The following is a 23,434-nucleotide window of genomic DNA, read 5'->3' as shown; positions in this document are numbered from 1 at the left end:
GGACCAATTGCGGATTGCCCTCTTCCTCTTCTCTTCCCCGATGCCCTATGCCCAGTGCCCGATGCCTTTCTTCACTCACACCCCGCATCAAACGCCGTCTGGAACGCCAGGAAGTCGAAGAGGGTCAGCTCGCCGTCGCCGTCGAAGTCGGCGGTTGCGTCGCCGTCTTGGAAGAGGTTGAGGAACGTCAGGAAGTCGAAGATGGTGAGGGTGCCGTCGGCGTCGAGGTCGGCTTCGCAGTCGCCGCAGGTGAGGTCGAAGAAGTAGGCCGCGCCGGGCCACGAGGTGCCGCCGGCGTGGTCTTCGGGTGCTCCGACGAGCGTGTGCTGGCCATCGGTCGCGATCGAGACGCCGTAGAAACCCGCGTAGCTGAATGGATTCGGCACGAGTTGTCCGACCTCGTGCCACCGGCCGTCGGCGTCACGCTCGAAACGCAGCACGGTGCCGTCGTGGCCCGGGTCGCTGCCGTTACGATTGGTACGAGCGAGTAGAAGATCACCAGTGAGAGCCATGCGGTGGCCCAATTCGTCACCCTCTTCTGGGTTGCTGTGGTTTAACTCCTGGCGCATCACCCACTGGTCGCCTTCCAGTTCGTAGATGAACACGGCTCCCTGGAACTCGAATTCCCGCTCGACTCGACGGGCCGAGATCGCCAGGGTTCGGCCATCGAAGGCGATCCAATCGCCGAACTCGCGATTGTCGATGTAAGGCTCGGGCGGGAGGATCTTTTGCGTAAACTCGAATTCTCCATCCGCATCCCGGCGGAACACATAGACCGAGCCGCCGTCGCGAATGAGGGAACTGTCCCGGACGGCGCTGGCAAACAGCCAGTTGTCCTTCAATGCGGTGATCGCACCGAAGGATGCTGAGCTAGGCAGGCCATCGGGTGCCTCGATAGTCTGGCTCATTTCCCAACCGTCGATACCTCGCGTGTAGATGTGTTTCTGGAGAGTAAAAATCGGAGACACGACAACTGTGTCGCCATCGAGAACGACGAATGTTCCCCAACCTATTCCCCTGAACAACAACGGCGGCACCAGCCTCGCGGTCTCGACCCACTCGTCGCCGTCGAACTCGTACACGAAGCCGCCACCTCGGCCGGTTGTTGTTGGCCATCCGGTGTTGTACGAGCCTACGACGAGGCGATCGCCGTCGGCGTCGAGCCACGTGCCGAACATGTCAAACGAGGCCGCGTCGTGAGGCACCAGTGTCTGTGTGTGGACGAGCCTGCCCTCGATATCCTCGTAGACATAGACGGCCCCGGTGGTGCAGCAGCCAATTCGGGCCTGAGCATCGCTCACGAACCAGAACCGCCCGTTGGTCGCGGCTGAGCCTCCGAAACCGGTTGTGTGTGTGACTGGCGGCGAAACAACCCGCTGGGGCTCACACCCCTCGTCGGCTGAGGCGAACGTAGCAAGAATGGCGGCACACGTCACGGCGAGGGATCGGAACATGCCCATATTCTGACCGATCCAAGCCGTTGATGCAAGGGGACTTGCACAAATGTGGCAAAGAAAATGCCCCAAACACCGTGGTTTAACGCATCAGACCCCACATTGACCCGTACAGAGGAACAACGTGATCATTTCTCGAGTCAATAGGACTTCAACCATGCCTGTGTCCAGAGCAACTGTTGCCCTATGCCTTCTTGGCATCTCCGGATTAGCCCTGGGTCAGGGCCAACTTGTGAACGACCCTGAAGATGGGGACTACGACGCCGTCCAGAGCACGGCCCCGAACATCGCGGTGGGTGAACTTACCGCGATCGTGGCCGGGCCCCATGGCATCCGGCTCTACGACAAATCCGCAAGCGTGCTGGACTCTCGCTTCTGGACGGGTTCGCTCCCGTACGCTGGCACCAACCCCATCACCGACCCGGCGTTCCCGTTTGCGCCCGCCGACATGGACGCCATCGGCGGGACACCCCGGGTGCTACAGCACGGACAGGCCGACTACGACCCGATCAGCGAGCGCCTGTGGATGCTGTATTCCGAGACCTGGGGGTTCAACCCGGAAATTGGCATCAACTGGCAGTGCGTGCAGCAAGTGCATATGGCCGTGAGCGGCGATCCGGACGGCTTCATGCCGATGGACGTGCTGGACACACTCTCCGACGAGCACTGGTGGTACTACACGGGCAACACCACCGAGGGCACCGACGGCAACGGCGGCATCGCCTTCGATTTCAAGAGTGGCGCCATAAACTCGTTTCGGGGCGCTCCATTTGATGTCAATCACCGCCCTACCGAAGACACAATCCGATTCCCCTCTCTCGGCTTCGACGAACGTGCGGTGATCGTGGCGTTTTCGAGCCATGGGCTGTGTGCAGTGGACGACGTCACGCCCTTCCAGCAGTTCATCTACATCATCCCCCGCGAATACCAGGGGCCGACGGGCCCGGTCGAGTTCATCAACGGCGGGCGCCCCACGGAAAACGATTTCATCTCCATTCGCATGCTTGGCAGACCCATCATCGAGGACGTCTCGGTGCAGGCCAAGATCGCCCAGGAGCCCTACGAGCAGTATGACAACGTGACGCTGATGGTCAGCACCGATGGCACAGGCTCGGGCACTCTCCAAGACTCCATCCGCATCAAAGGTCTGTTCTTCGAGCCCAATCCCGAAGTAGGACCGCCACGATGGGAAGTGCGTCAGCGTCTCGAAGAGGTTGTTTCCTCGCCGCAGGGCTGGGAAGTCCTCGACATGGGCCTGAGCAGCTACGGGCTTGAGTTCTTCCGCCCGACTTCCGCGGATGACCCCGCCGCCGCCGTGTTCTCCCCGACGGTCGAAGAAGACATGTTCACCTCGGCCATCCTTACCGAGGATGCTGCTGGCAATCCGCGTGTGTTCGCGGTGCATGCAGTTCTTCCCGATGATGGGACTGGCAGTGCCGACGACCACTGGGTCGTGCAGTGGTATGTTATCGATCCGAAGGTGCCCGATACCGACCCGATCAGCCAGGGTTATGAGCCGTTCCACGATGCCGATATTCTGTCGGAGGATTGGCGGCCGACCATCGTTGATGCCGGCCGTATCGAGGTGGAAGGCGGCCACTGTTACCACCCCGTGCTTGGTGTCTCCACGGGCGGGCTGATGACGATCGAGTACACGTACTCGAGTTCGACCGACGAGCAGGAGATCCGCCGGGCACGATTCAACAGCAGCCATGCCATTACGAGCACCACGACGCTGCGCACGGGACCAAGCGGGGGTTATCTTGGGGACCGCTGGGCGTTGTACGCGGACCTGCAATTCGATCCGAACCCGGCCACTGGCGCTGGCGCGTGCAACTGGCTGTGGTCGACCCACACGCTGGTAGACGAGGATGCCACGTCGTCAACCTTCATCCGCGACGTGTGGCTTTTCCGTAAGGCCAGCACGCCCTTCTGCTTCCAGACCGACATGAACTCCAACGGCTTCACCGAGATAGATGACATGGTGATGTATAACAACCTGTTCTTGCAGGAAGACGCTCGCGCCGACACCGACGCCGATGGCGTGGTTGATGCGACCGACATGGCCAACTACCTGGACGCCTACGACAAGGCGACCGGGCCGTAAGCGGATCGGCAACCTCGTTTCACCCCCACGGGCCCGCTCACGCGGGCCCGTTTCATTGCTCTAGCGTCCCATCACGCCCTGCGGCCCCACGCCCGCCTCCCCCCAGGCCGCACAACCGGACCGCGCGGCGGATCTTTTTGTGCCCGAGCCTCCCCAATGCTCACGACGCGATCGCCAACCGCCGAAGACCGCACCATGGCCGGCACCGGTTCGGTCGAGCGCGCAACGGCCCGTGAAGCCGGGCCCGGGAGATTCGCACATGGCAAACGAGAGAGTGCCTCGCACCGAGGCCGAGTTCGTCCCCTGGCTGGCCGAGCACGTCGTCATCTGGAGCGGCGGGCAGGGCACCCCGCCCAGCATCGGCCTGACACCAACCCAAGTGGCGGATCTGGCGGCCTTATCGGCCGACCTTGACGAAAAGTACCAATCGATGCGCGACCTGGTGGCCCTGAAGAAGGCCGCCCGCGTCGAGAAGGACACCGCCCTGGCCGCCGCCCGCGCCATGGTGGGCGGCGACATCGAGATCATCGACGGCTTCGCCAAGACCAGCGGCGACCCGGACGTCTACGCCCGGGCCCAGATCGACCCGCCCAAGCCGGGCACGCCCCGCGTCGAGGCGCCCATCCCCGCCCAGGTCACGATCACCAGCACCACCGACGGCGCGTTGGAGGTCACGTTCAAGGCCAACAAGAGCGGCGGCTCGGTGTTCATCATCGAGCGTCAGCTCGTCAGCGGCGGCATCGCCGGGCCGTGGCAGTACGCCACCACCAGCACCGAGAAGGCCTGGCTGGACCATGCCGTGCCCACCGGTCTGGACGAGGTGCGCTACCGCATCCGCACCAAGCTGACCAACGGCGTGCTGAGCGAGTGGTGCTCGCCGGTGCCGTTCTTCATGGGCACCGGTTCGGGTTCGTCGGCCGGTTCGACCGCTAGCGCCACCGATGGCGATGGCCTGACCATCGAAGACGCCCAGGCCCTCAAGGACGCCCAGACCGCCAAGGGCGCCGATAAGGCAGGCTGAATCAGTTCGAACATCTCGATCCTTCTCGCGGCGGATGGGCACGGGCCCGTCCGCCGCTTTCGCTTGGCCGGGGCGTTCTAGACAACCAAACTTACGTCGGCGCCTCGACCCCCTGGATGATCCCGTCGAGGATGCTCTCGGCCTCGCGCCCGTCGCTCTGCTCGAGCCCGCCCCGAATAATCAGGCGGTGGGCGACCACGGGCATGATGTTGTCCAGCACGTCCTCGGGCACCACGTAGTCGCGGCCGTCGATCAGCGCCGTGGCGCGGGCGACCTGCGTGAGCGCGAGCGCGCCGCGGGGCGAAAGGCCAAGCCGCAGGTCGGGCGAGCGGCGCGTCGCGCCGGCGATCGCGACGACATACTCGAGGATCTTCGCGTCCACCCGCACGGCGCTGGCCTTCTGCTGCAGTTCGATCAGCGTTTCCAGCGGCATCACAGGCCGGAGCTGCGGCAGCGCATTGCTGGCCGGCCGACGCTCGAGCACCTGCACCTCGGTCTTGGGGTCGGGGTAGCCCAATCGAGTGCGCATCAGGAAACGGTCGAGTTGGTTCTCGGGCAGCAGGTAGGTGCCCTCGAAGTCATACGGGTTCTGCGTGGCGATGACCATGAAGGGCTTGGGCAGCGGGTGGCTGACGCCGTCGATCGACACGGTCGCCTCGCTCATGGCCTCGAGCAACGCCGTCTGCGTGCGCGGCGTGGTCCGGTTGATCTCGTCGGCCAGCACGATGTTGGCGAAGATCGGCCCTGGCTTGAAGCTGAACTCGCCCCGCTCGCGGTCATAGATGCTCACACCCAAAATATCGCTGGGCAAGAGGTCGGGGGTCATCTGCACCCGCGCCAGCTTGGCCTCCACGCTCCGCGCGATGGCCCCGGCCAGCACCGTCTTGCCCACGCCCGGGACGTCCTCGATCAGCAGGTGCCCGCCGGCCAGCATCGTGCGCAGGACGCGGTCGACGGCCTTGGGGTTGCCCATGAACACCGAGGCGATGTTGTCACGAAGCTTCGAGATGGGCCCCGCCGTGGCGTCGGTCATGTGCTCTCCATAGTTCACCCCACCGAAGAATCTCCCCGGAGCCCGGGCACGAGAGCGAGGATACGCCACGAACGGTCGCCCGTCGGAGTTGCGTCGGCTCGCAAAATGCCCCCATGCCCGCTACTCTTACGCCCCCTCGCCGGAGCCACCGGCAGGCCCAATCCCGGAATCTCTGAGCATGACCCAGAACACGCCCGACAACACCGCCCATATCCCCCTGTATGGCCCCAAGGCCACGGGTATTGGCATCGCCGCGTCCATCGTGGCGTCGGCGTTCGGTGCGGGCCTGGCGCTGGCCGCCGGGGCCGAGGGCGACTCGCTAATGGGCGGTGTGGTGGCCGCGGGCCTGCTCACGGGCTCGTGGGTGCTGGCCTGGGGCGCGGCAACCCTCACAGGGCCCTATCGCGTGACAACCGCCGGGATGGCCTGGCTTGCCCTTTCCACCATCCGTTTGATGGTTTTGATCGTGTCTGGCATTGCTTTGGCGTTCGCCGCGCCAACGATGGGGCTCGGTTTGTGGTTCGCCATGCTGGCGGGCGGGCTCACGGCGGTCGCCGTCGATTGTGGGATGGCCCTCAAGAGCTTCCGCGAGCACCAGACGGTTCCGGTTGACCTGGCTTCGGTAGACCCGGCTTCGGTAGATCGCACGAGTGGAGGCACGCGTTGATGCCCTTTGGTTTGGACATGACGGGTCTTTTGACCGGTGTTGACGTCTTCGCTCCTTTGGTGGCGGCCGAGTCCAATGCCCTGCCCAGCCCGGTGGACCACATCGTGGCTCACCCCTTCATGATTTCCGAGGGCGGCTGGTGGTGGTGGTCGTCGGCGACGGCCAACCTGGTCATCTCGGGCGTCATCATGATCCTGATGGCCTTCTACGTCTCCAAGCGCGTGCGGACCGGCCCCGAGAGCCTGGGCGAGCAGCGCTACCTGACGCGAGGCAAGCTGGCCCAGTGCGTCGAGGTGCTCATCATCGTCCTGCGGGACCAGTTCATCCGGCCCGTGCTCGGCGAGCGCAGCGACAAGTTCATGCCATACCTCATGGCGGTGTTCTTCTTCATCCTCATCAACAACATGCTGGGCATGATCCCGTTGATTGACATCAACTCGCTGGTGAACTTCTACCTCGTCGAGGCGGGAGTCTTCGGTGAAGATGCCGAAAAATGGAAGGACCTGCACGTCGCGCCCTTCGGCGGCACGGCCACGCAGAGCATCTGGGTGACCGGCGCGCTCGCGGTCGTGGCGGGCCTAGTCATCAATATCGCCGGCGTGCTCCGCATGGGCCCGGGCCACTACGCCAAGCACCTGACGGCCGAAACGCCGGTCTTGCTGTGGCCCATCATGGTGCCCGTCGAGATCATGGGCACGTTCATCAAGCCCATCGCGCTGGCCTTGCGTCTGTTCGCGGTCATGACGGCCGGCCACATCCTGCTGGCGGTCATGTTCGTGTTCTTCGAGATGATCGCCCGCGACACGGCCGCCCTGGGCACCGGCATGGGCCTGGTGGTCGCGGTGATCCTGTGGATCCCGGTGATCCTGATGGCCACGTTCGTCTTCCTGCTGGAGCTCTTCGTGAGCTTCCTGCAGGCGCTGATCTTCATGTTCCTGACGGCCGTGTTCATCGGCCTGCTCGACCACCACGGCGAGCACGATCATGGTCATGGGCACGAGCATTCCGACCACGACATCCCCGCGACGGCTTCGACAGTCTGAGCCCCGCGTTTCCCAAGCAAGTATTTTTTCGCCTCCGGCAGAGGCCGGAATCGTTCCAGAAAGGATCGCAGAAACGATGATCAACAAGTACGCCCTGGCCACGCTGGCCCTGCTCGTCTTCGCCCCGGCTCTGGCCATGGCCCAGGCTGAGGGCAACGGCGACTTCACCTACTACGGCCTGGCGGCCATCGGTTCGGGCATCGCCCTCATCGGCGGTGGCATCGGCATCGGCCTGGTCGGCAAGGGTGCCGTCGAGGCCATCGCTCGCCAGCCCGAGGCCGGCGGCCCGATCGGCACGAACATGATCATCATCGCCGGCCTGATCGAGGGTGCCACGCTGGTGGGCGCGCTCGTGGGCCTGCTGGTCGTTCTCATCAAGTAAGTCTGCCGCTCGCTATCGCACCGAGAGCCTCGGTGCGCGCAGAGGAGGTCGCGATGCGACGTTCACTGATTCAATCGAGCTCGGGGATGGTCGCATCGGCGGCCGTCCTCCTGCTGCCCGCCATCGCGATGGCCGCCGATGAAGCCGGTAAAAAGGGCACGGTGATCCCCGGCATCAAGCAAGGCGTGCCGATGATGATCGCCGCCCTGCTGGTGTTCGGCATCGTGTTCTTCATCCTGTGGAAGTTCGCCTGGCCGCCGGTCGCCAAGGGGCTCGAGGAGCGTGATCGCAAGATCCTCGAGGGCCTCGAGGCCTCCAAGCGCGCGCTGGCCGAGGCCGACGCGATGAAGGAGCGCTACGAGAGCCAGCTCACCGAGGCTCGCGGCGAGGCCCAGCGTATCTTGGCCGACACCAAGGCCCGCCAGGCCGAGTTCACCGCTGAGCTGCGCTCGAAGGCCGACGCGGAGATCGCACGGATGCGTGAGCGTGCCCAGCGCGACATCGACGCCGCCCGGCGCGTTGCCGTGAATGAGCTGTACGCCGAGTCGGCCCGCCTGGCCACGCTCATGGCCAGCAAGATCCTCGAGCGCGAGGTGAGCGAGCAGGACCAGACCCGCCTGGTTGAGCAAGCACTCAGCGAGTTCGAGTCGGGCCGGAAGGCCTCGAACAACTAGGTTTTTCTTCCTTCCGCACCCGGGAGTCCCCAGGCATGCCGCTTCTCGAAACCCCGCCCGACGCGCTGTCGGAGGTCTACGCCACGAGCCTGTTCGAGGTCTGCCAGAAGGCCGGTGGTGATGCTGCCGTCCAGGAGACCCTCGACGAGCTCGACGCCATCCTCGAGATGGCGCGCCAGGACGCGGCGTTCAACGAGTTCCTGGCTTCGCAGGTGCTGCCCGCCAGAAGCCGTGCGGCGTCGCTTCGCAAGATCCTGGAGGGCAAGGTCAGCACCCGCACGCTGACGTTCTTGCTGGTTCTGAACGACAAGGACCGGCTCGGACGCCTGCCGTCGATGATCCAGGCCTTCCACGAGAAGGCACAGGAGGCGTTCGGCCGCCTTGAGATCGACGTCCACACCGCCGGGCCGATCAGTTCGGCCGACCTGAGCACCATCCGCGACCGGTTGGCTGCCGCGCTCGACAAGGAGGTCGTGGCGCACCATCGCAACGACCCGGCCATGATCGGCGGGCTCAAGCTGCGGTTTGGTGACCGGCTGGTGGACGGCTCCATCGCGACGCGCCTACGCCGCATGCGCGACCAACTGGGCCAGGACGGCGCGGCCCGGGTTCGGGCTCGCGTTGGCGAGATGATCGACGCGAACGCCGAGACTGAAGACCAGACGCCAGACGACGCCTGATTTCTTTCGAGGGGCACCCCAATGCCAACGCGGACCATCGACCAGACCCCCGTGGACGGCCAGCGGGCCCTTGTCCGCGTGGACTTCAACGTGCCCATGGACGGCGGCGCGATCTCCGATGATCGCCGCATCCGATCGGCCCTCCCCACCATCAGGAGCGTGCTCGACCGCGGCGGCAGCGTCGTGCTGATGAGCCACATGGGCCGGCCCGAGGGCGAGGGGTACGAGGAGCGGTTCTCGCTCGAACCCGTCGCAGGCCATCTTTCGGAGTTACTCGGCCGGCCCGTCGCGTTTCCCTCGAAGGACTGTGTTGACCAAGACGCCGCCAAGGCTGTTGAGAAGCTCAAGCCCGGCGGTGTGATCCTGTTGGAGAACCTGCGGTTCCACAAGGCCGAGAAGGACGGCGACGCCGGGTTCGCGGCCAAGCTGGCGGCGTACGGAGATCTATACGTCAACGACGCGTTCGGCACGTGCCACCGGGCCCATGCGTCGATGGTCGCCGTGCCGCGCGCGATGGTTGACAAGCCCAAGGTCGCGGGTTTATTGGTCGAGAAGGAATTGGCATTCCTGAGCGAAGCGGTCGCCAACCCGGCGCGGCCGATGGTGGTGATTCTCGGTGGCGCGAAAGTGTCGAGCAAGATCGGCGCGATCGAGCACCTACTGCCTAAGTGCGACGCGATGCTCATCGGCGGGGCGATGGCCTACACGTTCATGAGCGCCAAGGGCGATCCCACGGGTACGAGCCTAGTCGAGGAAGATCACGTTTCGACCGCCGAAAGCGCGATGGCGGCGGCCAAGGCGGCGGGCGTCGATTTGCTGCTGCCGATCGACCACATGGTGGCAGACAAGTTCGATCATGGTGCCCCCACCCGAGCCGAGGAGCGCATCCCCGACAACGCGGTCGCTGTCGATATCGGACCCAAAACAGCCGAGTTGTACGTGTCACGCATCGCCGGCGCGAAGTCGGTGCTGTGGAATGGTCCCATGGGCATCTTCGAGTGGCCCGGTGCCGACAAGGGCACGCGTACGGTGGCCGAAACCCTTGTGCGGGCCACCCGCGATGGGGCGACCACGATAGTGGGTGGCGGCGATTCTGCGGCCGCACTGGATGCGATGGGCCTAGCGACCGATATCACCCATGTGTCCACCGGTGGCGGGGCCTCGGTGGAGATGCTCGAGGGCAAGCGCTTCGAGGCCATCGAGGTGCTCGACAAGACCGCATAAACACGCCTGACGGGCCGCTTCTCCCCGTTGGCAAGACTGGGGAAGATGCAGACATGGGCACCTACGACCTTTGCGTGATCGGCAGCGGCCCAGCAGGCCAACGGGCGGCGATCCAGTCGGCCAAGGTCGGCAAGCGCGTGTGCGTGATCGAGCGCTTCGGCGAGGTGGGCGGCGTCGCGGTCAACACCGGCACCATCCCCAGCAAGGCGTTGCGCGAGGCCATCCTGGGCACCAGCGGCAACAAGAGCCTGCTGCCGACCGAGAACGACTTCATGTCGGCCCGTAGCAAGTCGTTCGCCGGCCTGCTCGACGCGGCCAATGGCGTCATCCGCCACGAGGTCAAGAAGGTCGCCGGCCACTTCGCGTCCAACGGCATCGACGTGGCATATGGCGAGGCCTCTTTTGTCGACCCGCACACCGTGCGCGTGTCGGGGGCGAACGTGTCGGAGGTCAAGGCCGACAAGTTCCTTATCGGCGTGGGCGCGAGCCCGGCCCGCCCGGACAACATCCCGTTCGACGGGCAGAACGTCATCACGAGCGACGAGCTGCTGCGGCTGGACTACCTGCCCGCCACGATGCTCGTCATCGGCGGCGGGGTGATCGGAACGGAGTACGCCTCGATGCTGACGGCCCTGGGCGTGCGCGTCACGCTCATCGAGGGGCGCAACGAGTTGCTGGGCTTTGTCGACAAGGAGATCACCGAGGCGCTCCAGTTCCACCTTCGCAAGCGGGGCATGACGCTACGCCTGGGCGAGAAGGCGGTGAGCATCTCGGTCATCGATCCGCCCGACCTAGCCCGCAGCGGAAACGCCCAGATGGCCGAGGTCTTGCTCGAGAGCGGCAAGACGCTGAGGGCGGATTGCCTTCTGTATTGCGTCGGCCGCCAGGGCAGTACGGCAGAACTGAACCTGCAGGCCGCCGGGCTCTCCGCCGACAAGCGCGGGCGAATCGAGGTCGACGAGCACTACCAGACCGCCGTCGAGCACGTGTACGCCGCGGGCGACGTCGTGGGCTTCCCGGCCCTGGCCAGCACGAGCATGGAGCAGGGCCGCCACGCGGCGTGCCACATGTTTGGCCTGCAACTGCCCGAGGACTCACGCACGCTGCCCTACGGCGTGTATGCCATCCCCGAGATCTCGATGGTGGGCAAGACCGAGCAGGAGCTGACCGAGGAGAACATCCCGTTCGAATCGGGCGTGGCCCAGTACGACGAGATCGCCCGGGGCCAACTCCTGGGTGACGAGCTCGGCATGCTCAAGCTGCTGATCCACCAGGAGACCCAGCATATTTTGGGCGTCCACGTCATCGGTGCTGGCGCCACCGAGATCGTCCACATCGGCCAGGCCGTCATGGCCCTTGGGGGCACGCTGGACTACTTCATCCACACGGTGTTCAACTACCCGACGCTGGCCGAGTGTTACAAGGTGGCGGCGTTGAACGGGCGGAACCGGCTGCGCAGCACCTGATCCACCCGCTGCGGCCTAGCCTCCCTCGGCATGGCCAAACGCAAGCGAAAAGCCGCCGTTCGAGAGACCGATCCGCTGCCCGAGCGGGCGGTGGCCGCTGGTTCGCTCGACGATGTGCTGGGGCACGACGACGCCGTGGCGTTCCTTCGCAAGACGCTGGAGGCCGGCCGCGTGCCGCACGCGTGGATGTTCCAGGGGCCAGCGGGCGTAGGCAAGCGGACGCTCGCCCTGGCGTTTGGTGCCGCCCTGCTGACGCCGCCCGAGCCGGGCCCGGACCGCGACGAAGCCCGGGAGCTCCTGGCGGCCGGTGCCCACCCAGATCTCACGCTGATCTCCAAGGAATTGGCCTCGTACAGCGCCGAGGCCGACGTGCGGAAACGCAAGCAGCGCAACATCTCGATCGACCTGCTGCGCGAGTTCTTCGATCCCGCCGTCGCGCGCACGTCGAGCCTGCCGGGAGGGCTCGCGGCGAAAGTGTGCGTGATCGACGAGGCCCACCTGCTCGCGCGCGAGGGCCAGAACCACCTGCTCAAGACGCTCGAGGAGCCGCCGCCGCGGACGGTCATCATCCTGGTGGCCGATCGGCCCCACGACCTGCTGCCAACGATCCACAGCCGGTGCCAGGGGCTGCGACTGGGGCCGCTCGACGACGACTCGATGCGGCGATGGCTCGAGGGCCGCGGCACGATCGGCGACGAGGAACGCTCGAACGTGCTCCGCTTGGCAGACGGCTCTCCCGGCATGGCCGACCTCATGCTGAGCACCGGTGTCGCGAGCTGGCCCGAGATCATCCAGCCGCTGGCCGAGAGCGCCGCAGCTGGGCGGGATGATGGTTCGCTGGCCGAGGCGTGCGTGAAGCTCGCGAGCGAGTGGTCCGAAGCGTGGGTGAAGGCCCACCCCGCCGCGAGCAAGGACGCGGCGAATCGGACGGCCCACGGCTTGGCTCTAGGCGTGATTGCCACGTGGGCGCGAGGGCATCTGCGCAACGGTCAGCTCGGGCCCGAAGCCCTCGAGGCGATCGCGGCGTGCTCGGGCTTCTTGGCGCGAGACGTGCAACCCAAGTTTGCGTATGAGGTGCTGACCGAGCAACTCGCTGCGGCGTCGCTTACGCCTGCACGCTGAGTGAGCCCGACTGGTGCTCGACAGTCGCCGCTGGCTTGCTGGCTGCTTGGGCCTCGGTCTTGTCCTGCTTCACGCGGTCCATGGCCAGTTTCCATGTCTCACGCTCGAACTCCAGAAGCTCGATGACGCCCTGGATGCGCTCGGGGTCCTTCTGCATGCTCGCTTCGGTCAGCTCGCTGAACATGAACATGAACAGGCTGGTCACCCGGTCGCACAGGTCGGGATCGACCTCACGATTCACGCCCACCGCCAACTCGGTGACTATGGCCCGGCACTGGCTGATGCCCTCGAAGCTCTGCTCATAGTTCTTGTCGATCAGGCCCTGCTTGCCCTGGTAGGCGAAGCGGATGGCCCCATCGAGCAAGAGCAAACGCAGCTCCGTCGGAGTGGCACTCATGACCTGGGAGCGGAGGTACGACATGGCCGATTCGGGTGGCATGGCTCTCCTATCGGCTGCCTCGGTCGGAGGATTGAGTCCGAATCAGGATCATCCCAGAGAGGCGAGGGCCGCCTGCTGGGCCTGGAAGTTGCTGATGATGCCCTCGAGCGACGCGAACTCCCGCTCAAGCCGGGTCCGTTTGTCGGCCAGCTTGAGGTCGAAGAACGCGATGCGGTCTTCCTGGAGCTGGACCTGGTTGTCCAAGGCCCGGCCGCGGGCGGTCAGCACACCGTCGACCGAGTCGATGTAGGTCTTGCTGAGTTCCTCGATGCGGGCGAACACGCCCAGCGACGAGAAGGTCTCGCGGGCCAGGGGGTTGGTCACTTCGATGCCACTGTCCAGAACGGTCTTGCCGCCCGACTGGTCGATCTCACGAGCGATCAGCAGGTCTTCGACGGCTTGCGGATCCTGCTCGATGGCCTCGCGGAGCTTGTCCTTGTCGAGTTCGAGCCGGGCACCATCGCCGAGCGTCAGGCCCACCTGGCTGAGGTTGCTGAACCGGCCCGAGACATTCTGAGGCCCGCCCAGGACGGTGCGGACCAATGCGTTCTTGAGGCCGATGAGCGTGCTGTCGCCCAGCAGCGGGCCGCGCGCTTCGGTTTCCTCGTCGAAGCGGCTCTGGAAGTCGATGCGGTCGAGCGTCTCGTTGAACGCCGTGACAAAATCTTCGATCTTGGTCTCGAGCTCGCTGCGGTCGCTGGCGACGTTGATCGTGACCGCCTCGTCGCTGGCCGATTGCAGGTTGAGCGTCAGGCCCTCGAAGACGTCGGTGATGGTGTTGCTCGAGCTGGTGACGAGCACGGCCTTGGCCGGATCGCTCGAGCCGAAGAACGCCTTAGCGTCCTGGCCTTCCTGCAGTTGCGTGAGCCCGAGATCGAACCCGCCGGTGTCGATCAGCGTGCGGCCGGCGACACCCGAATCGCGCGCGGTGAGGCTCAGACGGAAGGGGTTGGCACCCACGCCCTCGTTGAGGATCGAGGCCGTCACGCCCACGCCCGCTTCGTTGATCTTGGTCATCACGTCGCGGAGTGAGTCATCCGGATCAAACTCGATGGTCGTCTCATAGCTGCCCACGATGAAATTCTCGGCTGCGCTGGCCGCCTCGCCCTCGATGTTCAGGGCCGACGCGACCGAGCCGCTGACGTCCTCGATGATGAGCTTGCCAGCTCCACCGCTGGTGTCTTCGAGGACGAACCCGTCGCCGTTGTCGTTGATCCGGACCGTGATGTCATCGCCCTCTATGGCGGAATCGATGGCTCGGAGCAGATCTGCGACGGTGCGCACGTCGCCGTTGATCTCGACCTCGTGGGACTTCGCGTTGGCGTCGATCACGCGGAACGTGCCCGTTCCGATGCCCTTGCCGCCATTCAGATCGGCCACCAGGGTGTTGAGGCCGACGTACTGACGCTGGATGCGGTCGCCGGTGAAAACGTTCGACGCAACCCCACCGGCTTCCGTTTTGATACCCAGTGCGACGGCGGTGTCGTCTGCGGTGCCCGAGCCACTGATCGAGAGGTTGCCGGTGCCGCCCGAGACGTCGGTGAATCGGAGGCCCGTGCCCATCTCGTCGAGTTCGACGGTGATCTTGCTCGGGTCGATCTGGTCCTGGAGTTGCTCGAGGAGGCCGTTGAAATCGGTATCTAGATCGTTGATGGTGATATTGATGAAGGTGCCATCGCGCGCCTGGATCTGTAGCAGGCCATCACCCAGATTTTCTGCCGAGCCCTTCAGGCCCGACAGCAACGTGCTGTTCATGCCGGCCAGCACTTGGCCGCCCTGCACCGTGCCGATCGTGGATCCTTCAGTGAAACCCAGGTCTTCCAGAGCACTCCCGACCAGCCCGGTGGTCTCGGCCAGAGCGATCGTGTTAGTGCCCACCGAGTCGAAGAGCTCGAACCCGTTGCCTTCGGCGTTCAAACGAGCGACAACGTCGGTATCGCTTAGTGCATCATTGATTCGGTCGAGCGCGTCGCCCACGGTGGCGGCCTTGCCCTCGAGCAGCGGGTCTTCGCCCTCTCCGGCATCGGGGTCGTACAACTCGCCCAATCGAACCTTGTAATCGTCGCCGTTCACGGTGATCGTGAAGTCGGCGGTCTGGCCGATGATGGTGTTGGCGAACACGCCGTTGCCGTCGTTGAGCACGGACAGCGGCGTCGCCTCGGTCAGTGCATACACGCTTGAGCCGACGACCTCGTCGCTGAGCACGGCCGCGCCGGTCGCCAACCCGAGTGACTCGATGACTTCTTCGGACCCGGCGTTCTCGAGGGTGATGTCGCTGCCATCGCCCGAAGCCGCGACGAGCACGAAGCCGCCGTCGCGCACCTTGGCCGTCACGCCGATGTCCGCGGCGTTGATCGCGTCGAGCACTTCGTTGACGGTGGCCGCCTTCGACAGATCAACCTCGGCCGTGTCGGTACCGTCGGAGATGCGGATCTTGCCGCGGGTGATGCCGTTGCCGCCGTTCAGGTCGGCCAGGGCCGTGTCACGGTCGAGCCGGGCCTCGGCACCCTCGAAGGTGAACGCGTCGGCACCCACCGGCACGTCGTCGGCCGACGAGAAGCCGCGGGTCAGCCACTGCTCGGTGCTCACGAGGCGATCGACCAGGAAGGTGTACGAACCGGCGGCGGCGCCAGCAGAAGCCGTGGCAGTCAGGATGCTCTCGTCTGAACTGGTCGCGCTTTTAGCGTCAAACACCGGCTGGGTGCGCAGCGAACTCACCATGCTGCGCAGATTCTGCAGGCGCGAGTTGATGTCCAGGTAGGCGGTCTGCTGGACCTTGATGTTGCTCAGCCGCTGCTGGGCGAGCAGTTTGGGCCGCGCTTCAAGTGAGAGCAACTGCTGGATAATCGAGGCCGTATCCAGACCGCTGGCCAGGCCGATTCCAGACGTAATACCACCCATCGCAGACCTCCTTGCCCGCTCGGAGACCGATCGTCCCCACCACTGCCACCAGCAGGCCTATCGGCCCGAAAGCGATCCGAAATCGAGTGCGATTCCCCCGAATGGACAACTCTGAGCAGGATGTGCCGGCAGATCCTGCCGATAATGAACGTATGCCCAGCAAGAGCAAGGCCAATCCAGCGATCACCGTCGGAGGAGTCGCCTTAGTGTTATCGGGCCTGTTAGGCCTGTTCCTGGCCAGCTTCTCCGTGGACCAACTGATCTGGGCCATGCTGCTGTTCGAGCCGATCGTGATCGGTGGTGGCCTCATCGCTGTCGCGGTTGGCATTGGCAAGCAGAAGTCCAGCGTGCCCATGGCCTTGGCGACCGCTGCTGGCTGCATTGCCGTGTCCGGCTTCCTCAGCACCGTGGCGGGACGCAGCACGCTCGGCTCTGGGCTGCTCGTGCCAATGCTGGGCGTTCGCCTGGTTATCGCCGGTGCCCTGGGGCTCTACGCCGCGTGGCTGGTAATCGGACCGAGCCGGGATGGCTGGAGGCGGATCGTGATGGGCTCGGTCTTCCTTATGCTCGGCGGCGGTATCGCGGTGTCGAGTTTTATCGGGCCTGCGAAGCCGTTCCGGGAATGGTTGCTCTCTATGGGTGGTTTTACGGCGAGTGCCGCGGCTCTGGTGCTGTTCGTGGTCTTCATGATCCTGACGGCGGCTGGCGTGCATCTCCTGGTGCGGCCCTTCGAGATGGCGATGGATGCGGGCACCCCCGAAGGGTCTGCCGCTTCCTAGCACCAGCACTCTCCATCGAAATGCTGGAGCTTTTTCTCCCAAGGACATCACATGGGCATTCTTGAAATTTTGGGCCTCATCGCCGTTACCTTCGTCGCCGGGGTCTTGCTGGCAGCGGCCATCTTCACGGTCCTGCGCCATCGCGCCGGGCGGAAGCGCAAGCTCGAAGAGCCGGGCAAGGTCGACCAGACCATCGTGCTGGCCGAGCGTGTGCGCTCGGTAGGACGGCTCGTGGGCCTGGAGGTGATGGTCAAGGAGATCGCGACCGCGTCTCGCGGCTTTCAGTGGATGCCCCCGCTGCTGCTCAGCCAGGCGAAGGTCGCGATGATCTTCCACTTCGAGAAGCAGTACTCCATCGATCTGACCCGTATCGAGGATGGCGACATCGAGCAGGTGGGCATCAACCGCTTCCGCGTGGTGCTGCCCGAGATCGACGGCACGCTACGCCTCTCGGATGTCACGCCCTACGACATCCAGCACGGGCGCGTGCTGGGCCTGTTCGACGTGATCCCGATGACCGCCGAGCGGCAGACCGAACTCATGGCTGCTGCCCAGCGCGACGCGGCCACGCTGTACGAGAGCAAGGAGCCCAAGTACCTTGCTGAGGCGAAGCGGAGCGTCGCGCGTCACTTGTCGTCCTTGCTTGAGCTCTTCGATGTCAAGGTCGAGGTGGTCTGGCGTGATGATGTCGAGGACGTGTCCGAGTCGATGCTCGAACCGGCCGCTGTCGGCTGAAGCGGCATCCCGCATTCGGGGCATGGATCGACGCCGTTCTGCATTGGGTAGGCGCAGTTGGGGCACCGCCCACGCCATCGCCTCCACCGTCGGTGCGCCCACACGCCCGCGTACCACAGCATGAGCATCGGGCTCGCATAGATCACCGTGTTCGCGATCAGACCGGGCAGCAGCGGTAGCCACGGGAACGCGCGACGAGCCTTGCGGACGGTCACGTGCGACAAGCCGGTATGCACACTTCTCAGTTCGTGATTCACGTTGGTATCGGTGCGACCCCACACGCACAAGAACGGCCAGCCCGCGGCGATGCCCCTGGAATTCTGTGGGTTTTCGATCGATGACCGCCGCAGCCAACCGGGCCGCGGGTCGCCCGGTCGCAGCGGGATTGGCTGGCTCCGTTGCTCGTCGAGCATGTCGGCCGCGTAGCTTTCAATCGGGCCCGTCACGGCCATGAGGCTGTATCCCGGCCGCCGGACCGTGAACACGTAGATCGACTGGTCGCCGTCCAGGTCATGGCGTGAGCTTGTTCGTGGGGTGAATTGGCCCCGATCGGGGATCAGCACGGTGACCACCGACGACGCGTACGCGCACACCAAGCCGAGCGACAGGAACACCAGCACCGGCAAGAGGATCGCCGGGCGATGCTCGCGCCCGCGCATCGCCTACCGCCCGAGCCCGTTGGTGCCCGGTGCCGGCACGGGTGCCATGTCGAACATGCGCTCCTGCTGGGGCTCCACGAACGTGTCGGTCGTCGGGTGCTCGACGTCGATGCGGTAGTCGCCGCTCCAGCAGGCGGTGCAGTACCGCTTGGGGTCGTGCTTGGCGCAGGCGAGCATTCCGTTGAGGGACAGGAAGTGCAGGCTGTCAACGCCCAGGTACTCGCGGATGTCCTCGACCGTGCGGCCGTTGGCGATGAGCTGGTCGCGGTGGGCGAAGTCAACGCCGAAAAAGCACGGATGGCGGATGGGCGGGCAGCTAATCCGCAGATGGACCTCGGCCGCGCCGGCGTCGTAGATCTGCCGCATCTTGAGGCGTGTGGTCGTGCCGCGGACGACCGAGTCGTCGACCACGATCACCCGTTTGCCGCGCACGAGCTCGGCGATGACGTTGAGTTTCAACCGTACAGCGGTCTCGCGTTCTTGCTGGGTGGGCTTGATGAACGTGCGCCCGACGTAGCGGTTGGGTACGATGGCCTCGCGGTAGGGGATGCCGCTGGCCCGCGAGTAGCCGTTGGCGGCGCTGCGGCCCGAGTCGGGCATGGGCATCACGTAGTCGGCCGGGCTGGCCTGCATCGCGGGGTCTTCGTTCCACAGGGCCGAGCCCAGATCCTCGCGGAAGGTCTGGACGTTCTGGCCGAAGACGTTGCTGGCCGGGCTGGCAAAGTAGACGTGCTCGAAGACGCACATGGCGGTCGGCTCGGCCTCTGGGGCGAAGCGGCGGCTGCGGACGCCCTGGGCGTCGAGGGTCACGATCTCGCCCGGCTCGACTTCCCTGACTAGCTTCGCGCCCAGCACATCCAGAGCCACCGTTTCACTGGCGACAACGGGCGAGCCATCGGCCATCTCACCCAGTACCAAGGGTCGCCAACCCCAAGGGTCGCGAGCGGCCTCGATGCGGTCTTCGAACAGGATCACCAGCGAGTACGCGCCCTGGAGGCGGCGGAGCGTGGCGGCCAGCGGGTCGGGTGCCTGCTGCTGCTCGGGGGCGGCCAGCAGGTGGATGATGACCTCGGTGTCGCTCGACGTGTGGAAGATGTGGCCATTCTCGCCGAAGGCGTGGCGCAGGGCGTTGCCGTTGACCAGGTTGCCGTTGTGGGCCACCGCGACGCGGCCCTTGGCGGTGGTCTGCACCAGCGGCTGGGCATTGGTCGACAGGCTCGCGCCCGTTGTGCTGTAGCGGTTGTGGCCGATGGCCGCGACCGGATTGCTCGCCGCCATGGCCGACAGCACGCGTGGCGTGAACACCTCGGGTACCAGGCCCATGCCGGTGTGTCCCGTGATGCCGACCTTGGCAGCCTCGCCGCTCCCGCCATCGGTGGTCGCGATGCCGGCGGACTCCTGCCCGCGGTGCTGCTGGGCGTACAGGGCGGTATAGGCGGAATGCACGGGGCTGAGTTGGGCGTACGGGCCGGCCCAGATGCCGAAGACGGCGCACTTTTCCTTCTTCTCGCCAATATCCAGGTCGAGAAGCGGCGCGGTTGGTTTCCGGGTGTTGTTCAGGACGGGTAGGGAAAGACGGGCAGGGACGTCGTTGGGCATGCGGGGTTCCAGAGGGTAAGTCCCGTGCGTGCGGCGGCTTGGCCAAGTCTAGCCGGGAGGGGGAGGTCGCCGAGCCAGTTCCACACAGAATGCGCGACGTAGTCCAGATTGCATGCCCTATCGCCGCCGGCACCTCCCGTCGTCCTAGGACGGCTTGTTGCCCTCCTCATTCGTTTCGTCAGTTTCCGGCCGGACGATCACACGGATGCGACCATCCTCCACGGCGTACTTAGCGAAGACATCGCGGATCTCCGACGGGGAGAAATCGCCCAGGGCCTCGCGCTCACTCGACAGAACATCGAGGTCGCGGCCCAGGTACGTCAGCGTGCGGAGCTCGCGGAGCCAGGCACCGGGATCGCGCACCGACTCGTCGTGGACGTTGCGGAGCTGCTCGACGGCGATGGTGAGTTCCTCGTCGGTCGGCCCATCGGTTGCAAAGGCGGTGAACATCGCGTGCACTTCGTCGGCCAGTTCCTCGGCACGGGCGGGGTCGGTTGTGGTCTGCACGCTCAGCAGGCCGAAGCCAGGCCAGGTGGTGCCGGTCCGGCTCGACACGCTGGGGCTGTAGGCCAGCCCCAGCTCTTCGCGGATGCGATCGATCATGCGGCTGCTGAGGATACGAGCGGCCACGCTCAGGGCGATGCGATCGCGCTCGTCCCACTCGTTGGCACCGTAGTAGCCCGTGATCACGAACGCTTGCGGCGTGCTGACCTTGGGCTCGCGGAGCAATTCGACGGGGCCCTGCGGACGCGGCATGCTGCGCTGTTCACGATTGGTCTCGGCCGACACGCGTGCGCGATCGGGCAGCGAGCCCAGATACGTCTGGACCAACTCGATGGCCTCCTCGACGTCGAGATCGCCAACGAGGGCGACCTCGATCGGCCCGGCGAGCTGCGCGTCGAGCCACTTCTGGGCTTCATCGACAGTGATCGCTTCGATGCGTTCTTTGGGGATCAGCCCGGGGCGTGTGTCGCCCTCGGGGTACATCGCGTCGATGATGGCCTTGAGCGCGGCCCCCTGGGGCATGTTGTCGAGGGTCTCGAGCGTGCGGAGCTGCCCGCGGCGCCACTGCTCGATGGCGGCGTCCTCAACGGTTGGAGCGGTCAGCAGGAGATGGGTGAGCTCGAGCGCTCTGCCCAGTTCCTCGGGGCTCGCGTTGAGCGCCACCGAGACGCCGTCGGCATCGGAACCGCCTCGGACCGAGGCCTTCCAACCCGTCACAACGTCACGGATCTGCGTCGAGCTGAGGCCCCCGCCGGACGGGCGGGCCAGGGCGGTCGTCGAGGCATCGGTGAGGCCCCGGGTTTCGGCGGTCTCGTTCACAAGCCCGCCGTAGACATGCACCGCACCGAGGATGGAGCCCTGCCGCTCGGTCATGCGCTTGATGTGGACGCGCACTCCGTTGGACAGCCACAGGCTGGTGACGCCGGTCTCCTCGTCGGTTGTCTTCTCGACGATCTCGCCGGGCTCGGGCGTGCTCGGCAGGAGGCGCTCTGCCCGGGCCTGGGCCCGGTAAGGCTCGGGCGAGACAGCCAGTGCCTTTTCACCTGCCGCCAGGAGTTCGCTCTCGCTTGGTCTGGAATCGTTCTCGGTTGTCTGCAGCGTGAAGATCGCGTCTTCGAATGCGAACGTCTGGGCGAAATCCTCGTTGGTATCCCCGAGCGTGACCGAGGGGAGCAACTCGCGGAGCAGGTCCAGTTGCTGGGCCACGCTCATGTAGGGCTCGCCGCTGGCGATCGACTCGACCACGGCACCACGCAGCGAACGGCTGGGACGGGTCGACTCGCCCTCCACGGCACGTTCGGCACTGGAGAGCAAGCGGCGTTTGGCATCGTCGAGTTCCTGCTGGGTGAAGCCGTGGAGCGTGGCGCGGCGGACCTCGCGGCCCATCTCGCTGAGAACCTCCTTCCAACGGCCGTTCTCGCTCCGGCCGGTGGCCTGCGTCCAGCGGATGGCGCCGGCGAAGTCGCCCGCGGTCACGTTGCCGTTGAGCATCGAGAGCTCGCCGTTCTGCACGCCCTCGCTCAGGCGATCGTTCATCATGCCAAGGGCCAACGAGCGGACCAGATCGTCGCGGTACTGGCCCACCGTCGTGGTCGCCCCGCCGGGAATGTCGATGAAGTTGATGGCCACCTCTTCGCGGGTCTCTTCCGGATCACTCACGACGACGGCCGAGCGGCCCTTGGTCGGCTGCACGCCCACGTCGCGCGGCTTGGGTTGTGGCGTTGCCTCTCTGCCCGCGAACAACTCGGTGATCTGCGGGGTGACATCCTCGGCCTTCACGTCGCCGACGACGAGCAGGGTCATGTTGCTGGGCACGTACCACGTGTCGTAGTAGGCCTTGATGGGCCCGAGCCCAACCGTTGTGAGCACCTCTTCGGTGCCGATCGGGATGCGCTTGCCGAACTGGCTCTCGGGCGCGATGCGCTCGATAAGGTCGTACAGCACGCGCTGCTGGGGCGAGAGGCTGGCGCGGCGTTCTTCCAGGATGATCGCGCGCTCCTGCTCGATGCCCGCGTCGGGCAGGATCAGGTTGTCGGCGACATCGCTCAGAAAGAGCAGCCCGGCCCTGAGCGTGCCGGGCTCGGTGTTGGGCAGGCTGATGGTGTAGCCGGTGCGGTCGAAGCCGGTGACGGCGTTCTGATGGCGGCCGAAGCTGAGGCCGAGATTCTCGAAGAACGGGCGCACCGTGCCGGGGGGGAAGTTGGTGCTGCCGGCGAAGGCCAGGTGCTCGAGGAAGTGGGCGATGCCGCGCTGGTTGTCTTCCTCATTGAGCGAGCCCGAGTGCACGTGCAGCCAGAGCTCGACGCGGCCGGGCGGCTCGGCGTTGGGCACGATGATGTAGTCCAGCCCGTTGTCGAGCTCGCCACGGATGAGGCGCGGATCTTCGGGCAGGGGCTGGGATGGGTCGAATCCGGTTTGGTCGCCCTGCGGGCCGTCCTGCGTGAGGGCCGGGGCGGCGACGGCGAGCGTCAGCAGTAAGGCCAGAAGGCGGGCGAGGGGGTTGGTAATCGTGGTCATGGTCCACGATAGGGATGCGCGGCGGCGGCCGGTCTGCCAGCGGGTCGGGAAGCTCCTATCTCGCTACGAACCCGAATCCACGCCCGTCTTCTCGCTGACCGGGCTGAACATGTCGAGGATGCGACACCGTTCCAAAGCCTTGCACGCGTGCGGCAGGTTGGGGGGCAGTTCGAGCACCTGGCCCGCCTCGACGATGACCTTCTCGCCATCCCCAATCGTGAACTCGGCCCGGCCCTCGAGCATCACGACCATCTGCTCGTTCTCGTGGCTGTGGCTGGCGACCTCGAAGCCCGGGTGCAGCACGACCTCGCTGATCATCATCCGCTCGCCCATGATGCGGCGGCGATCGATGAGGGCCATGGGCTGATCGGTGGGCAGGTCGATCCATGTATGGAGGGTGTGCGCGTGCGGCATGCTTGAGCATATGC

Annotated in this window: 20 protein-coding genes; 12 read left to right on the top strand and 8 right to left on the bottom strand. The window is 65.5% G+C overall.

What is annotated here, in order from left to right:
• Positions 1-71 precede the first annotated feature (71 nt).
• Positions 72-1,454: a hypothetical protein gene (locus tag NCW75_03325; protein UYV13324.1), complete on the bottom strand. Its 1,383-nt coding sequence runs from the start codon at positions 1,452-1,454 to the stop codon at positions 72-74.
• Between the two features lie 232 nt (positions 1,455-1,686).
• On the opposite strand from NCW75_03325, the gene NCW75_03320 reads away from it, so the two are divergent.
• Together NCW75_03320 and NCW75_03315 are read left to right on the top strand one after the other, a co-directional pair.
• On the top strand, positions 1,687-3,561 hold the full coding sequence (locus NCW75_03320; protein UYV13323.1) for a hypothetical protein: 1,875 nt from the start codon (positions 1,687-1,689) through the stop codon (positions 3,559-3,561).
• Between the two features lie 259 nt (positions 3,562-3,820).
• Positions 3,821-4,582 carry a hypothetical protein gene (locus NCW75_03315; GenBank protein UYV13322.1) on the top strand — a complete coding sequence of 254 codons (762 nt, stop codon included), beginning with the start codon at positions 3,821-3,823 and terminating at the stop codon, positions 4,580-4,582.
• 91 nt (positions 4,583-4,673) lie between these two features.
• Here the strand turns inward: NCW75_03315 and NCW75_03310 are convergent, their stop codons facing one another.
• Positions 4,674-5,615 (bottom strand): MoxR family ATPase, encoded by a 942-nt coding sequence (locus NCW75_03310; GenBank protein ID UYV13321.1) that lies wholly within the window; start codon positions 5,613-5,615, stop codon positions 4,674-4,676.
• Positions 5,616-5,793: 178 nt separating this feature from the next.
• Here NCW75_03310 and NCW75_03305 point away from each other — a divergent pair, with 178 nt between their 5' ends.
• The 8 genes from NCW75_03305 to NCW75_03270 all read left to right on the top strand — a co-directional run bounded on the left by NCW75_03305 (position 5,794) and on the right by NCW75_03270 (position 12,873).
• Entirely contained in the window at positions 5,794-6,282 is a 489-nt protein-coding gene (locus NCW75_03305) for a hypothetical protein (GenBank protein ID UYV13320.1), read from the top strand.
• 17 nt (positions 6,283-6,299) lie between these two features.
• Positions 6,300-7,325, top strand: coding sequence for a F0F1 ATP synthase subunit A (gene atpB / locus NCW75_03300; GenBank protein UYV13319.1), 1,026 nt, complete (start codon positions 6,300-6,302; stop codon positions 7,323-7,325).
• 76 nt (positions 7,326-7,401) lie between these two features.
• Positions 7,402-7,707, top strand: coding sequence for a hypothetical protein (locus NCW75_03295; protein ID UYV13318.1), 306 nt, complete (start codon positions 7,402-7,404; stop codon positions 7,705-7,707).
• 53 nt (positions 7,708-7,760) lie between these two features.
• Entirely contained in the window at positions 7,761-8,381 is a 621-nt protein-coding gene (atpF, locus tag NCW75_03290) for a F0F1 ATP synthase subunit B (GenBank protein UYV13317.1), read from the top strand.
• Positions 8,382-8,416: 35 nt separating this feature from the next.
• Positions 8,417-9,061, top strand: a complete 645-nt coding sequence (gene atpH / locus NCW75_03285) for an ATP synthase F1 subunit delta (protein UYV13316.1) — start codon at positions 8,417-8,419, stop codon at positions 9,059-9,061.
• A gap of 21 nt (positions 9,062-9,082) precedes the next feature.
• Positions 9,083-10,285 (top strand): phosphoglycerate kinase, encoded by a 1,203-nt coding sequence (locus NCW75_03280; GenBank protein ID UYV13315.1) that lies wholly within the window; start codon positions 9,083-9,085, stop codon positions 10,283-10,285.
• 53 nt (positions 10,286-10,338) lie between these two features.
• Positions 10,339-11,751 (top strand): Si-specific NAD(P)(+) transhydrogenase, encoded by a 1,413-nt coding sequence (gene sthA, locus NCW75_03275; GenBank protein UYV13314.1) that lies wholly within the window; start codon positions 10,339-10,341, stop codon positions 11,749-11,751.
• A gap of 30 nt (positions 11,752-11,781) precedes the next feature.
• Positions 11,782-12,873 carry an AAA family ATPase gene (locus tag NCW75_03270; protein ID UYV13313.1) on the top strand — a complete coding sequence of 364 codons (1,092 nt, stop codon included), beginning with the start codon at positions 11,782-11,784 and terminating at the stop codon, positions 12,871-12,873.
• On the opposite strand, the gene fliS is transcribed toward NCW75_03270, so the two are convergent.
• Positions 12,857-13,312 carry a flagellar export chaperone FliS gene (fliS, locus tag NCW75_03265; GenBank protein ID UYV13312.1) on the bottom strand — a complete coding sequence of 152 codons (456 nt, stop codon included), beginning with the start codon at positions 13,310-13,312 and terminating at the stop codon, positions 12,857-12,859. The genes NCW75_03270 and fliS overlap by 17 nt on opposite strands.
• A gap of 48 nt (positions 13,313-13,360) precedes the next feature.
• Positions 13,361-16,213, bottom strand: a complete 2,853-nt coding sequence (fliD, locus tag NCW75_03260; GenBank protein ID UYV13311.1) for a flagellar filament capping protein FliD — start codon at positions 16,211-16,213, stop codon at positions 13,361-13,363.
• 101 nt (positions 16,214-16,314) lie between these two features.
• Here fliD and NCW75_03255 point away from each other — a divergent pair, with 101 nt between their 5' ends.
• On the top strand, positions 16,315-16,992 hold the full coding sequence (locus NCW75_03255; GenBank protein ID UYV13310.1) for a hypothetical protein: 678 nt from the start codon (positions 16,315-16,317) through the stop codon (positions 16,990-16,992).
• 51 nt (positions 16,993-17,043) lie between these two features.
• A complete protein-coding gene (locus NCW75_03250; GenBank protein ID UYV13309.1) occupies positions 17,044-17,727 on the top strand; it encodes a DUF4230 domain-containing protein in 684 nt (227 codons plus the stop codon).
• Here NCW75_03250 and NCW75_03245 read toward each other — a convergent pair.
• The 4 genes from NCW75_03245 to NCW75_03230 all read right to left on the bottom strand — a co-directional run bounded on the left by NCW75_03245 (position 17,619) and on the right by NCW75_03230 (position 23,420).
• Positions 17,619-18,386 (bottom strand): hypothetical protein, encoded by a 768-nt coding sequence (locus tag NCW75_03245; GenBank protein ID UYV13308.1) that lies wholly within the window; start codon positions 18,384-18,386, stop codon positions 17,619-17,621. The two genes, NCW75_03250 and NCW75_03245, sit on opposite strands and share 109 nt — an antisense overlap.
• Positions 18,387-18,389: 3 nt before the next feature.
• Positions 18,390-19,985, bottom strand: a complete 1,596-nt coding sequence (gene purF, locus NCW75_03240; protein UYV13307.1) for an amidophosphoribosyltransferase — start codon at positions 19,983-19,985, stop codon at positions 18,390-18,392.
• Between the two features lie 144 nt (positions 19,986-20,129).
• Entirely contained in the window at positions 20,130-23,006 is a 2,877-nt protein-coding gene (locus tag NCW75_03235) for an insulinase family protein (protein UYV13306.1), read from the bottom strand.
• A gap of 63 nt (positions 23,007-23,069) precedes the next feature.
• Complete coding sequence (locus NCW75_03230) at positions 23,070-23,420, bottom strand: cupin domain-containing protein (protein ID UYV13305.1); 351 nt, start codon at positions 23,418-23,420, stop codon at positions 23,070-23,072.
• Between the last annotated feature and the right edge of the window lie 14 nt (positions 23,421-23,434).

It is taken from the genome of Phycisphaera sp., assembly GCA_025916675.1.
In the GTDB taxonomy this organism is placed as follows: domain Bacteria; phylum Planctomycetota; class Phycisphaerae; order Phycisphaerales; family UBA1924; genus JAHCJI01.
Note: the sequence above shows the minus strand (reverse complement) of the source record. Positions and strands in the feature narration are given on the sequence as shown.

Coding starts and splice junctions, on each gene's coding strand:
- NCW75_03325 (UYV13324.1), bottom strand. CDS start 1,454: ATGTTCCGATCCCTCGCCGTGACGTGTGCCGCCATTCTTGCTACGTTC.
- NCW75_03315 (UYV13322.1), top strand. CDS start 3,821: ATGGCAAACGAGAGAGTGCCTCGCACCGAGGCCGAGTTCGTCCCCTGG.
- NCW75_03310 (UYV13321.1), bottom strand. CDS start 5,615: ATGACCGACGCCACGGCGGGGCCCATCTCGAAGCTTCGTGACAACATC.
- NCW75_03305 (UYV13320.1), top strand. CDS start 5,794: ATGACCCAGAACACGCCCGACAACACCGCCCATATCCCCCTGTATGGC.
- atpB (UYV13319.1), top strand. CDS start 6,300: ATGACGGGTCTTTTGACCGGTGTTGACGTCTTCGCTCCTTTGGTGGCG.
- NCW75_03295 (UYV13318.1), top strand. CDS start 7,402: ATGATCAACAAGTACGCCCTGGCCACGCTGGCCCTGCTCGTCTTCGCC.
- atpF (UYV13317.1), top strand. CDS start 7,761: ATGCGACGTTCACTGATTCAATCGAGCTCGGGGATGGTCGCATCGGCG.
- atpH (UYV13316.1), top strand. CDS start 8,417: ATGCCGCTTCTCGAAACCCCGCCCGACGCGCTGTCGGAGGTCTACGCC.
- NCW75_03280 (UYV13315.1), top strand. CDS start 9,083: ATGCCAACGCGGACCATCGACCAGACCCCCGTGGACGGCCAGCGGGCC.
- sthA (UYV13314.1), top strand. CDS start 10,339: ATGGGCACCTACGACCTTTGCGTGATCGGCAGCGGCCCAGCAGGCCAA.
- NCW75_03270 (UYV13313.1), top strand. CDS start 11,782: ATGGCCAAACGCAAGCGAAAAGCCGCCGTTCGAGAGACCGATCCGCTG.
- fliS (UYV13312.1), bottom strand. CDS start 13,312: ATGCCACCCGAATCGGCCATGTCGTACCTCCGCTCCCAGGTCATGAGT.
- fliD (UYV13311.1), bottom strand. CDS start 16,213: ATGGGTGGTATTACGTCTGGAATCGGCCTGGCCAGCGGTCTGGATACG.
- NCW75_03255 (UYV13310.1), top strand. CDS start 16,315: ATGGACAACTCTGAGCAGGATGTGCCGGCAGATCCTGCCGATAATGAA.
- NCW75_03250 (UYV13309.1), top strand. CDS start 17,044: ATGGGCATTCTTGAAATTTTGGGCCTCATCGCCGTTACCTTCGTCGCC.
- NCW75_03245 (UYV13308.1), bottom strand. CDS start 18,386: ATGCGCGGGCGCGAGCATCGCCCGGCGATCCTCTTGCCGGTGCTGGTG.
- purF (UYV13307.1), bottom strand. CDS start 19,985: ATGCCCAACGACGTCCCTGCCCGTCTTTCCCTACCCGTCCTGAACAAC.
- NCW75_03235 (UYV13306.1), bottom strand. CDS start 23,006: ATGACCACGATTACCAACCCCCTCGCCCGCCTTCTGGCCTTACTGCTG.
- NCW75_03230 (UYV13305.1), bottom strand. CDS start 23,420: ATGCCGCACGCGCACACCCTCCATACATGGATCGACCTGCCCACCGAT.